Origin of the sequence: Variovorax paradoxus (genome assembly GCF_000834655.1) — a bacterium.
GTDB classification, from domain to species: Bacteria; Pseudomonadota; Gammaproteobacteria; order Burkholderiales; family Burkholderiaceae_C; genus Variovorax; species Variovorax paradoxus_F.
Genome location: NZ_JXQQ01000110.1, coordinates 35,214 through 48,273 on the forward strand (window position 1 = coordinate 35,214; position 13,060 = coordinate 48,273).

General features: G+C 69.4%; 7 protein-coding genes. 5 read left to right on the forward strand and 2 right to left on the reverse strand.

The genetic code is table 11. The annotated features are described in order from the left end of the window. Positions 1 to 51: 51 nt before the first annotated feature. On the forward strand, positions 52 to 6,321 hold the full coding sequence (locus RT97_RS28860) for an autotransporter-associated beta strand repeat-containing protein (RefSeq protein WP_042582294.1): 6,270 nt from the start codon (positions 52 to 54) through the stop codon (positions 6,319 to 6,321). Here RT97_RS28860 and RT97_RS28865 read toward each other — a convergent pair. Then, on the reverse strand, positions 6,287 to 6,787 hold the full coding sequence (locus RT97_RS28865; RefSeq protein ID WP_042582295.1) for a low molecular weight protein-tyrosine-phosphatase: 501 nt from the start codon (positions 6,785 to 6,787) through the stop codon (positions 6,287 to 6,289). The genes RT97_RS28860 and RT97_RS28865 overlap by 35 nt on opposite strands. A gap of 393 nt (positions 6,788 to 7,180) precedes the next feature. On the opposite strand from RT97_RS28865, the gene RT97_RS28870 reads away from it, so the two are divergent. The 4 genes from RT97_RS28870 to RT97_RS28885 all read left to right on the forward strand — a co-directional run bounded on the left by RT97_RS28870 (position 7,181) and on the right by RT97_RS28885 (position 12,140). Next, positions 7,181 to 7,390, forward strand: a complete 210-nt coding sequence (locus RT97_RS28870) for a hypothetical protein (RefSeq protein ID WP_042582296.1) — start codon at positions 7,181 to 7,183, stop codon at positions 7,388 to 7,390. A 217-nt stretch (positions 7,391 to 7,607) separates the two neighbouring features. Continuing rightward, positions 7,608 to 8,372 (forward strand): hypothetical protein, encoded by a 765-nt coding sequence (locus RT97_RS28875; protein ID WP_052810785.1) that lies wholly within the window; start codon positions 7,608 to 7,610, stop codon positions 8,370 to 8,372. 28 nt (positions 8,373 to 8,400) lie between these two features. Beyond that, complete coding sequence (gene mgtA, locus RT97_RS28880; protein WP_042582297.1) at positions 8,401 to 11,166, forward strand: magnesium-translocating P-type ATPase; 2,766 nt, start codon at positions 8,401 to 8,403, stop codon at positions 11,164 to 11,166. Positions 11,167 to 11,423: 257 nt separating this feature from the next. Next, the gene (locus RT97_RS28885) at positions 11,424 to 12,140 is read left to right on the forward strand and encodes an MgtC/SapB family protein (RefSeq protein ID WP_042582298.1); all 717 of its coding nucleotides are present in this window, start codon (positions 11,424 to 11,426) and stop codon (positions 12,138 to 12,140) included. A gap of 116 nt (positions 12,141 to 12,256) precedes the next feature. Here RT97_RS28885 and RT97_RS28890 read toward each other — a convergent pair. Next, the coding region (locus RT97_RS28890) for an aldehyde dehydrogenase family protein (protein ID WP_042582299.1) at positions 12,257 to 13,060 on the reverse strand (804 nt) is incomplete at its 5' end.

A 13,060-nucleotide genomic window follows, 5' to 3' on the forward strand; every position in this document is an offset into this window, starting at 1 on the left:
TTTCAACGATCTCACAAATAATCACACGCACCTAAGGTCGGAGGAGACTTCATGAACCGCATTCATCGCGTGGTGTTCAACCGCGCCCTGGGCTGTGCCCAGGTGGTCTCGGAAACCGCGCGAACGAACCACGGCTCGGGCACCTCTGGCGGCGGCATCGCCTGTGCCGCAGGGCCGCGGCAGCGCAGATTCGGCGCGGTGTCCGGAGCCATCGCACTCGCCGCACTGGCGGCGCTCCAGTTCTACGGCGGCGATGCGGTTGCGGCATGCACCCCCGCAGCGCCCGTCGATGGCAACGCGGTCAGTTGCACCGGCGCGCCGATCCTCTTGCCGCCCAACCCCAACAGCTTTCTCAGCACCGCGAACAACCTGAACGTCACCGTGGAGACGGGCGCGATCATGAGCACGCTGCCGGGCGGCACGGCGATGACGCTCGGCGGCACCGGCATCACGCTCACCAACAAGGGCAGCATCGACGCGAATGCGGCGGGGTCGCTCGTGCTCGCGCGCGCGCTGACCATCGGCAACCTGATCGCACCGGCCAGCGGCAACGTCGTGGTCAACAACCTGGGCGCGATCGAAGGCACGTTCGACGGCACCTTCGGCCTGCTCGGCGCGGCGGCTGTCATCGCCAACAGCGGGGCCACGACGTTCAACAACAGCGGCACCATCGGCATGAGCCCGCTGGGCTTGTTCGATCCCTTCAACTCGATCGCCGCGGCCATCTACGGCGGCGGCAACGTCAACTTCACGAACACCGGAACGATCACCGGGCGCGTGGCTTTCGAGAGCCCCACCACCGGCGGCAACACCTTCACCAACTCGGGCACGATCAACGGCAGCGTCTCGCTGGGCACCGGCGCCAGCAGCGACACCTTCACGGCCGTGACCGGCTCGTCGATCAACGGCGGGACAGCGCCGCTGGCGGGCATCACCATTCCCACCCCAACGCTGCCGCCGGGCTCCCTGACTTTCGCGGCCGGGGGCAAGGTCGATGCGGGGGCTGGCACCGACACGCTGGTGCTGCAGAACACCATCAATCCGCCGGGTTCGGGCAACAGCGGCACCGGGAGCATCTCGGCCCTGCAATACCTCAATTTCGAGAACCTCATCGTCAACAGCGGCACCTGGACGCTCACCGGTGCGGTGGTGAGCGGCGGCGCCTTCCTCAACGGCGGCACCGCGATCTTCGACAACGCGCTGTCTTTCGGCACCGGCACGATGACCGGGAACGGCGGCGCCATCGAAGCCTCCGCCAGCGGCATCACGCTCGCACAGAACATCAACGTGACCACCGGCCTGACCGTGCAAGGCGCCAACAATCTGACGCTCGGCGGCACGATCAGCGGCGGCGGCGGTGTGATCAAGAACGGAACCGGCACCCTCACCCTGTCGGGCAGCAACGGTTTCAGCGGCGGACTCGCGCTCAATGCGGGCGGCCTCACGCTCGGCTCGGCCGGCTCGATGGGCACGGGCCTGTTCATCGTGGGCGGCCCGGCCTCGCTCAACACCGCCTTCACCGGCACGATCAACAACCCGGTGCAGCTGGGCGGCGCGCTCACGCTCAACGGGGCCGGCACCCTGACGCTGGGCGGCAACATCAGCGGCGGCGGCAGCCTGACGCTCGCCAGCGGGAACCTGTCGCTCACCGGCAGCAACAACTACGGCGGCGGCACCGTGCTGGGGGGCGGCGCGATCAACGTGGGCAACAGTGGCGCCCTCGGCACGGGCGACCTGACCGTCAGCGGCGCTGCAGCGCTGACCGGCGCGACCGGCGTTGCGCTGGGCAACAACATCGTGCTCAACAACACGCTGAACTTCGGCGCGGGCGGCGGCGGCGGCGCGCTCACGATCAACGGCAAGATCATCGGCGCGGGCGGCATCAGCCTGGCCGGCGCGCCGGGCGTCACGCTCAACGGCGCGAACACCTTCACCGGGGGCATGAACCTGGGCGGCGGCACGCTCACCGTCGGCAACGACACCGCGCTCGGCTCGGCGGCGGTCACGGTCAGCGGCGCCAGTTCGCTCCAGGCGAACACGCCGGTGAGCGTGGGCAACAATTTCAACCTCAATGCCCAGATGGCCGTCGGCGGCAGCAACGACCTGGCAATGAACGGCACCCTGAACGGACTCGGCGGCATCGTGAAGATCGGCAGCGCTCGGCTCACGCTGGGCAGTGCGAACAACTTCGCCGGCGGCGTGAACCTGCAGGGCGGCAGCGTGCGCGTGGGCACCAACACCTCGCTGGGCGTGGGAGCGTTCACGGTCAACGGCAACGCCGCACTCGACAGCAGCGCCAACGTGGCCGTGGGCAATGCCGTGGTGCTCAATGCGGGCCTGGCCGTCGGCGGCGCGAACAACATCGCGCTCGGCGGCATCGTGTCGGGCACCGGAGCGCTCGGCTACGACGGCACGGCCACGCTGGCCCTGAACAACGCCAACACATTCAAGGGCGGCGTCAACCTGAGCAGCGGCACGCTCAGCGTGGGCAACGACAGCGCGCTGGGCACGGGCGGTCTCGCCGTCGGCGGCGATGCGACCCTGACCGCGGGCCTTGCGGGCATTGCGCTCGGCAACAGCATCGGGCTGGGCGGGACCGCCACGCTGAGCCTGGCGGGCCAGAATGCGCTGGCGCTGAACGGCGGCATCGGCGGTGCGGGCAAGCTCGCGATCAACGGCCCCGACGTCACCCTGGGCAGCGCCAACGGTTTCGGCGGCGGCGTGACGCTGGCGGGCGGCAAGCTGTCGCTGGGCACCAGCACGTCGCTGGGCACCGGCACGCTCGGCGTGACCGGCAATGCCACGCTCGCGAGCACCGGCGGCGCGCTCGCGCTGGCGAACGCCGTCTCGCTGGGCGCCGCGCTCACGGTGGGCGGCGCAGCGGACATCGCGTTCGACGGCCCGGTGACCGGCGGCGGCTCGCTCGTGAAGACCGGCGTCGGCACGCTGGCGCTGAACAACGCCAACAACTTCGGCGGCGGCATCACCCTCGCGGCCGGCACGCTCCGCGTCGGCAACGACGCGGCGCTGGGCACCGGCGCGCTGACGGTGGCCAGCACCTCGACGCTCGCCGCCAGCACCGACGTGGCGCTGGCGAACGACGTTGTGCTCAACGCCAACCTGGGCATCGGGGGCGCCAAGAACATCACCCTGGGCGGCACGATCAACGGCACCGGCGGGATCTCGGTGGGCGGCACCGGCACGCTCGCCCTGAACGGCGCCAGCAACTACACGGGCTCGACGGTGGTCGGCAGCGGCACGCTGCAAGTGGGCAACGTGACCGGCAGCGCGACCGGCAACGGCACGGTCACGGTACAGGGCGGTGCCGCGCTCGCGGGCACCGGCCGCATCGGCGGCGACGTCACGATCAATGCGGGCGCCAGGCTGGCCCCGGGCGCGGCGGCCGGCGCGATGGGCACGCTCACCATCGGCGGCAATCTCGCGCTCGCCAACGGCGCGGTGCTCGACTACCAGTTCGGCGCGCCCGGCCCCGACTTCGCCACGCCCGGCCAGAGCGACAGCGTGAGCGTGGGCGGCAACATGACCGTGAACACCAACGCGGTCCTCAACGTGACCGATGCGGGCGGCTTCGGCCCGGGGGTGTACCGGCTCGTCGACTACGGCGGCACCTTCGCGGGCGGCACGCTCACGCTGGGCAGCGTGCCCGCCGGCGCCGCGCTGTCGCTGCAGAACCTTGCGGCCGACAAGCGCTTCATGCTCGTCAACAGCACCGGCCTGACGCTGAACTTCTGGAACGCCAACGGCCTGGCGAGCCCGACGCAATCGGGCGGCGGCACCGGCACCTGGTCGAGCACCGCCCCGGTGTGGACCGACACCGTGGGCACCGTCAGCGCGCCGATGCTGCCGCAGCCGGGCTTCGCGATCTTCACCGGCGCGCCGGGCACGGTGACGGTGGACAACACCGGCGGCGCAGTACAGGCCACGGGCATGCAGTTCGCGAGCAGCGGCTACACGCTGGCCGGCGATGCGCTCACGTTGACGGGCGCCGGCAGCGGCGCGCGGGCGGAGATTCGCGTGGGCGACGGCGGCGCGGGTTCCGCCGGCTATGTCGCCACGGTGAACAACGCGATCGCCGGCACCGCGGGCATCGCGAAGACCGGCGACGGCACGCTGGTGCTGGCCGGCGCCAACACCTACACCGGCGGCACCGCGGTGCAGGCCGGTGTGCTCTCCGTGTCCGCGGACAACAACCTCGGCGCGGCCGCCGGCAACGTCGTGCTGGAAAGCGGCGGTCGCCTGCAGGTCACGGGCACCGGCTTCACCGGCACCGCGCGCGCCCTGGACATCGGCGCGGGCGGCGGCAGCATCGAGATCGCCGACGCGGGCCTGGACCTCGTCGCGAGCGGCGCGCTCAGCGGCAGCGGCAACCTGGTCAAGTCGGGCGCGGGCACGCTCACGCTCGCAGGCACCAGCACCCGCACAGGCGCCACCGCCATCGCCGAGGGCACGCTGCGCCTGGGCGCAACCGGCCTGCTGGGCGCGACGGCACCGATCGCACTGGCCGACAAGGCCGGCGCCACGCTCGACCTGAACGGCTTCGACCAGAGCGTCGCTTCGCTCGCGGGCGGTGGCGGCGCGGGCGGCGAGGTCAAGCTCGGCGGCGCCACGCTCACGACCGGCGGCGACAGCACAAGCACCACTTTCGCAGGCGCCGTGACGGGTGCCGGCGGCCTGGTCAAGCAGGGCACGGGCAATTTCAAGGTGACGGGCACGAACACGTACACGGGCGCGACGCAGGTGAACGCGGGCACGCTGAGCGCGGGCGCGGCCAACGCACTGAGCGCGGCCTCCGCGCACAGCGTGGCCACCGGCGCCACGCTCGACCTGGGCGGCTTCAACCAGACGGTGGCGTCGCTTTCGAACAGCGGCACCGTCTCGCTGGCGGGCGCCGCACCGGGCACCACGCTCACCGTCAACGGGCCGTACAGCGGCAACAACGGCGTCCTGCGGCTGGCCACGGTGCTCGATGCCGCGGGTCCCTCCGACCGGCTGGTGCTCGACGGTGCCGGCGCCACGGCGAGCGGCCGCACCACGGTGCAGATCGTCAACCTGGGCGGCCTGGGCGCGCTCACGAGCGGCAACGGCATCGAGGTGATCAGCGCGCTCAACGGCGCGACCACCACCGCGCAGACCACCAAGGACGCCTTCGCGCTGGCCGGCGGCCACGTCGACGCGGGCGCCTACGAATACCGGCTGCATGCCGCGGACGCCAGCGGCGCCGGCGAGAACTGGTACCTGCGCTCCACCACCGGCGGCGGCGGCACGCCGGGCGGCCCCGGCGATCCCGGGGGCCCTGGACTTCCGGGCGGCCTGCCCACCTACCGCATCGAAGTGCCGATGTACGCGGCGCTCGCGCAGCAGTTGCGCCAGGGCAATCTCGCGATGCTCGGCAACGTGCACCTGCGCGGCGGAGAGGACGCGCGAGGCATTGCGAGCGACGCCGCCGACCGCCTCGAAGGCACCGCCCCGCGCGGCCGCCGCGCCTGGGGCCGCGTGATCAGCACCGACATCGACGTGAGCCAGCGCGGCACCGCCAACGCACGCAGCGACGGGCGCCTGAACGGCTTCCAGGCCGGCACCGACCTCTGGGCCGATGCGAACTGGCGCGCCGGCGTCTACGTCGGCCAGCTGGAGGGCAACATCCGCGTGAGCGGCTTCGCGCGCGGCATCCAGGGGCTGGATGCGGGCACCAACGACCTGCGCAGCCGCTACATCGGCGCCTACGCCACCTGGAGCGGCGACAGCGGCTGGCATGCCGACGCCGTGCTGCAGGCCGGCGACCACCGCTACAACGTGCAGCCGATCGCGAGCTTCGGCAGTTCGGGCAAGGGCAAGAGCCTGCTGGCATCGCTCGAGGTGGGCAAGCCATTCGGCATCGGCAGCGGCTGGACCGTGGAGCCGCAGCTGCAGCTCATCCACCAGAGCCTGCGCATGGACGACGCGGGCATCTCGGGTGCGCTGGTCACGCAGGATGCGAACGACGGCCTCATCGTGCGCGCGGGCGTGCGCATCAAGGGCGAGATCGCCACAGGCGCCGGCACGCTGCAGCCCTATGGCCGCATCAACGTGTTCCACGCGTCCGGCGGCGCCGACGTGGCGCAGTTCCTGAGCCTGGGCGGCAGCACCGCCATCCGCAGCGAAACGGGCTCGACCAGCACCGAGGTGGCCGGCGGTGTCACGCTCGCGGTGGGCGAGCGCACCGCGATCTACGGCGAGCTCGGCAAGCTCTGGGCCTCGGGCGGCGCGGCGCGGGTGAAGAGCTCGCTCAACGCGTCGGTCGGCGTGCGTGTGCGCTGGTAGCGGCGGACGCAGCCAGCTTCGCGAGCAGGCCGTCCACGCCGCGATCGATCAGGTCGAAGGCTTCGACGAAGGCCTGCTGTCCGCCGTACCACGGGTCGGGCACATCGCCTTCGTCCGACTCGGAAAACTCGGTGAGCAGGTGCACCTTGTGGCCGGTGCCCGCGCGTGCGAGGCGGCGCAGCGCGGCGCAGTGGTGCGCGGTCATGCCGACGATCCAGTCGAAACGTTCGAAGTCGCTTGCGCGGACCTGGCGCGCGCAATGCGCGTGCATCTCGATGCCGCGCCGGCGTGCCTCGGCCACGGAGCGTGGATCGGGCGGGTTGCCGCGCTCCTCGTCGGAGATGGCGGCGCTGTCGACGTCGAGTGCCACATTTGCGGCGCGCGCCTTGTGAAGCAGCAACGCGTGGGCGGTGGGAGATCGGCAGATATTGCCGGTGCAGATGAAGAGGACAGCGGGTTTCGTCATCGAAATGAAAGCCTGTTGAAAGGTAGCAGCGCGGGCCGACGCCAAATCGCAACAACGAGGCGATAACGACCCTGCTCGCAGTGCAGGACATGGCCAGAACGGTTGACTCTCATTGTGACGCGGTGCAACAATCCTGCATCTTCATTTCGGAGCCCCGTGCGTGGACAGTGCCAGTTGGATCAGTGACAAGACAACGCGTGCCTCGGCAGGCGTGACACATCCGGCCCTCTAGCGCAGGCTCTCTCGCGCTGTGGCCGCCGTGCACGCAGCGTGACCCGTTCGCCGCTCAGGCTATCGGTTCTCCCCTTCCGAATCCCGTCGTTTTCGTCACTGACTTTTTCAGTCAGCTTGCGTGTCCGTGCGCGAGGCCCTTCAGCGCGAAGGAGCCTTGTCATGCGTCAATTTCAAACCCGTCAGCATCCGCAGCAACAGGCGTCGATGCAGGAACCCGTGCGCCCCTCGGCGCATGAGCCTGCGCGCACGCCGACGGCGCAGGACGTCGAGAACGAGATGCTCGACCGGGCCGCCGCGCTCTGGACCACGCGGCGCATCCGCAGCTTCTTCCTGCTGCTCGAGCAGCCGCCCCGCGCAGCGCACCGCTGAGGCGCCCGCGAGACCTCAAGACATCAAGACCGCACCGCAGATCGCAAGGAGGCCACCATGGATCCGGACCCTCGCTCGCGCCCTAGCGCGCCGCCTTCATTGAACCCATCGATTGCATCCACCCCACGCAGCGCCGCGCTGCGGAGGACGCCTGCCGGCTGAGTGAAGCGGGAGGCGCTCTCCTTCGCGGCCCGCTGCGCCCGAAGGAGAACCTCCCATGACCCGCGAACGCCTGCGGCGTGTCGCACGGTCGGCCACGAACGGCCGCCTCGACGCACCCCGCTTCTATCCCCGACGTCCCTCGCGCCCATGCCTGAACCTCTGGGCGGCATACCTCTGCGGCCTCGCGGCAACGCAGACGCATGCCGCCGGTGGCCATCATTCGGTGGACGACGCCGCGATCCTCGATCCGGGCCAATGCCAACTGGGGACGTGGGCCGACCGGCATGCGCACGCCTCGCAAGGCCTGCTGCACATCGGCCCGGCCTGCCGCGTCGGCCCCGTCGAACTCGGCCTCAATCTCGAGCGCGAGCACGGCAGCGAAGGCCGCACCGTGCGCGCCGGCCCGCAGATCAAGTGGGCTTTCGCGATCAACGACAGCCTGAGCGCCGGCGTGCTAGCCACGGCCGGGTGGCAACGCGACCCGCACGCCGGTGCGTTGCGTTTCGCCAGCAGCAGCATCGTGATCCCCCTGACCTGGCAGATCGATGAAAGCTGGCGGGCGCACATCAACCTGGGCCGCGACTTCCGTCGCGCACCACCCGGCACCAGCCATTCGGGCGCCTCGCTCGAATGGAGCGCCCTGCCCTCTGTCTCGTTCGTCGCCGAGCGCTTTCGCGAAGGCGGCGGCAACGCATGGCGCGCAGGCGTGCGGTGGACGCCGGTCGAGGCGCTGAGCATCGACCTGAGCCGCGCGCGCGGCCTGCGCGCCGACGCACCCGCCTGGTGGACGCTGGGCGCCACCTGGGCCTTCGCACGCTGACCGCTCATTTCCTCAAGGAGAAAACAACATGAAAAACGTCCTGAAGTCCTTCTTCGAGAGCTTCCTGCGCAGCCGCCACATGCTGCATCACTTCGAGCGCTGGCAGACACTGCTGGGCTCCAAGCCGGTTGCCGCGACCTCGGTCGCGATGCCGTCCGACATCGCGAAAGCGCTGGCCGCCGCCTCGCGCACCGATGCCGGCGAGATGCTCGTCAAGCTCGACAGCTCGCCCCAGGGCCTGAGCGAAGGCCATGCCGAGGTGCTGCGCAAGCGCCTGGGAAGCAACGAGGTGCGCCACGAGCAACCGCTGCCGTGGTGGACGCACCTGTGGCAGTGCTACCGCAATCCGTTCAACCTGCTGCTCACGGTGCTGGCGCTGATCTCGTACGTGACCGAGGACATGAAGGCCACGCTCGTGATCGGCAGCATGGTGGTGCTGTCGACGGTGCTGCGCTTCCTGCAGGAGTCGCGCTCCAACAAGGCGGCCGAGCGCCTGAAGGCGATGGTGAGCAACACTTCCACGGTGCTGCGGCCCGCGCCGGGGCGCAACGCGGGCGCCGCGGGCGACGAGGGCTTCGACGCCACGCACGCGGGCACGGTGCGCGTCGAAGTGCCGATGCGCGACCTCGTGCCGGGCGACGTGATCGCGCTCTCGGCCGGCGACATGATCCCGGCCGATGCGCGGCTGCTCACGGCCAAGGACCTCTTCATCAGTCAGTCCGCGCTGACGGGCGAGGCGATGCCGGTCGAGAAATTCCCCGTCGACCGCGGCGATCGCGAAGCCGGCGTGCTGGAGCGCGAGAACTTGCTCTTCATGGGCACCAACGTGATCAGCGGCACCGCCACCGCGCTCATCGTGCACACCGGCGACCGCACCTTCTTCGGCGCCCTCGCGCAGCGCGTCACGGCCACCGACCGCGGCACCAGCGCCTTCCAGGCCGGCATCAACCGCGTGAGCTGGGTGCTGATCCGCTTCATGCTGGTGATGGCGCCGCTGGTGCTGGTGATCAACGGCGTGGCCAAGGGCGACTGGTGGGAGGCGGCGCTGTTCGCGCTGTCGATCGCGGTCGGCCTCACGCCCGAGATGCTGCCGATGATCGTGACCGCCACGCTCGCCAAGGGCGCGGTGGTGATGTCGCGCCAGAAGGTGATCGTGAAAAGGCTCGAAGCCATCCACAACTTCGGCGCGATGGACGTGCTGTGCACCGACAAGACCGGCACGCTGACGCAGGACCGCATCGTGCTGGAGCGCCACACCAACGCATGGGGCGAGGTTTCGAACCACGTGCTGCAGCTCGCCTACCTGAACAGCTTTCACCAGACGGGCCTGAAGAACCTGCTCGACAAGGCGGTGCTGAACCATGCCGAGATGCAACCCGAGACACGGCTGCAGACGGCCTACCGAAAGATCGACGAAGTGCCCTTCGACTTCTCGCGCCGTCGCATGTCGGTGGTGGTGGAGAACGGCGGCAGCGAGCACCTCTTGATCTGCAAGGGCGCGCTGGAAGAAATCCTGTCGGTGTGCACGTCGGTGGAGCGCGGCGCCGAGGTGCTGGCGCTCGATGCCGAACTGCTCGCGCGCATCCATCGCGTGGCCTCGGAACTGAACAGGCAGGGCCTGCGCGTGGTGGCCGTCGCGAGCCGCACGCTCGCTGCCGAGGCACGCAAGCCCGCCTACAGCGTGGCCGATGAATCGGCGCTCACGCTGCTGGGCTACGTGGCCTTTCTCGATCCGCCGAAGGAATCGACCGCGCCCGCGCTGCGCGCGCTGGCCGAGCACGGCGTCGCGGTGAAGGTGCTCACTGGCGACAACGAGCTGGTCACGCGCAAGGTCTGCGGCGACGTGGGCATCGAGGCCGGCCGCATCGTGCTCGGCCGCGAGATCGAGGACCTGCGCGACGACGAACTGCGCGCGCTGGTCGAGCGGCACCAGGTGTTCGCCAAGCTCACGCCCGCGCACAAGGAGCGCATCGTCCACGCGCTGCATGCCAACGGGCATGTGGTGGGCTTCATGGGCGACGGCATCAACGACGCACCAGCGCTGCGCGCGGCCGACATCGGCATCTCGGTGGACGGTGCGGTGGACGTGGCCAAGGAATCGGCCGACATCATCCTGCTTGAAAAAAGCCTGATGGTGCTGGAGCAAGGCGTGGTCGAGGGCCGGCGCACTTTTGCCAACATGCTCAAGTACATCAAGCTCACGGCGAGCTCGAACTTCGGCAACGTGTTCTCGGTGCTGGTGGCGAGCGCGTTCCTTCCCTTCCTGCCGATGCTGCCGCTGCACCTCCTGGTGCAGAACCTGTTGTACGACGTGTCGCAGATCGCGATTCCGTTCGACAACGTGGACGAGGAGTTCCTCAAGTCGCCGCAGCGCTGGAACCCGGCGGACCTGGGGCGCTTCATGGTGTTCTTCGGGCCGTTGAGCTCGGTGTTCGACATCCTGACCTACACGGTTATGTGGTTCGTGTTCGCGGCCAACACGGTGGAACACCAGACGCTGTTCCAGTCGGGCTGGTTCATCGAGGGGCTGCTGTCGCAGACGCTCATCGTCCACCTGATCCGCACCCGCAAGATCCCGTTCCTGCAAAGCCGCGCGGCCTGGCCGCTGCTGGCGATGGGCGCAGCGATCGCGGCCGTGGGCATCTGGCTGCCGATGGGGCCGCTCGCACATTACTTCAAGCTGCAGGCGCTGCCGCTCGCCTACTTCCCGTGGCTGGTCGCGATGCTGGTGGGATATGCGGTGCTGACGCAGACAGTGAAGGGGTGGTACGCGCGGCGGTATGGGTGGCAATGAAGGCTCTTGTTCAGGGCGTGAGCAGAGGCCACCGGGTACTCCCCTCCGCGAATGTCCCCCGGGGCTTCGCCCCTCCTCCTTGATTTCGCTGCGGGGAGCACCCGATGCCCTGCGCACCTGGGCACGCTGCCAGTGACCGGCGATCAACGAACGCTCTGAAGCGCTCCCGCCGACAGCGGGAGTGCCGCCCCGCACAAAGCTACACGCAGATGACACCCAAGCCCCGCACACTGGGCGCAAACATCGAAAGAGGCCCGATGCAAGCCATTCAAAACTTCAACCTGCCCTCGCTGCTCGACACCTTCGTCAGCGTGGCGGTCGCCTTCACGCTCGGCTCGCTGATCGGCCTGGAGCGCCAGATACGCCAACGCGCGGCGGGCCTGCGCACCAACACGCTCGTGGCCGTGGGTGCCGCAGTGTTTGTGGACATGGCGAACCGGCTGCACGGCTACGATGGGGCCGTGCACGTGGCGGCCTACGTCGTGTCGGGCATCGGCTTCCTGGGAGCGGGCGCGATCATGAAGGAAGGCACCAACATCACGGGACTGAACACGGCGGCCACGCTCTGGGGGTCGGCGGCGGTAGGCGCCTGCGCGGGCGCGGACCTGATCGGCGAAGCGATGATCGCCGCGATGTTCGTGCTGGCCAGCAACACGCTGCTGCTGCCGGTGGTCAACCGCATCAACCGCCGTCCGATCAAGGAAGAATCGAGCGAGGCGACCTACACGGTGCGGGTGATCTGCTCGCGCGCAGCACGGCCCGAGGTAATGGACCAGTTGCTGCTCCTGCTCGAAGCCGCGAACTACCCGGTGCGTGACGTCGACCAGCACGCCTTCGGACCGGCCGACACGGAGATCGAGGCGACGCTGTATGCCACCGCGGTCGAGCCGCTGGAGCTCGACCAGGTGATTGCGGAACTCGAAGCGCTCGAAGGCGTCCAGCAAGCCTTCTGGAACGCCAGCGCCGACGATTGATACGGTACGGCGTTCGACCCAGGAGCCGTTCGGGCTGCGCCTGTTGAAGCCTTGCGCGGCGCCTCGACAAGCTCAGCGTGAACGGTTCTGTCTTCTCGAACGCAACTTGGGACGAGTTAAACGCCCAGGATCGAGACAGCCTTCGTGTTGAGGTAAGCCTCGAGCGCCTCGGGGCCGCCTTCCGAACCGTAGCCCGAATCCTTCACGCCGCCGAACGGCATTTCGGGCGACGGGGTGGCGGGCTGGTTGATCCACAGCATGCCCAGTTCGAGCTTCTGGCTCAGCAGGTGCGCGTTCTTGATCGACTTGGTGAACGCGTAGCCGGCCAGGCCGAAAGGCAGGCGGTTGGCTTCTGCGATGGCTTCGTCGAGCGTGTCGAAACCGCGGATCGCGGCGATGGGGCCGAAGGGCTCGTTGTTGAACACGTCGGCGTCCAGCGGCACGTCGGTCAGCACGGTGGGGGCGAAGAAGTTGCCCGAGTCGCCGACGCGTTCGCCGCCAGCGGCCACGGTGGCGCCCTTCTTGCGCGCATCGTCCAGCACGTGGGCCATGGCCGTGAGGCGGCGTGCGTTGGCCAGCGGTCCGATGGTCGTGCCTTCGGCGAGGCCGTCGCCCAGCTTCAGCCCTTCGGTGTACTTGACCAGCGTGCGGGCGAATTCCTCGCGCAGGCTGTTGTGCACCAGGAAACGGGTCGGCGAGATGCAGACCTGGCCGGCATTGCGGAACTTGGCGGCACCGGCAGCCTTGACGGCCAGGGCGACGTCGGCGTCTTCCGCGACGATCACCGGCGCGTGGCCGCCCAATTCCATCGTGACGCGCTTCATGTGCGAGCCGGCCAGTGCGGCCAGTTGCTTGCCGACCGGGGTCGAGCCGGTGAAGGTGACCTTGCGGATGATCGGGTGGGCGATCAGGTAGTTCGA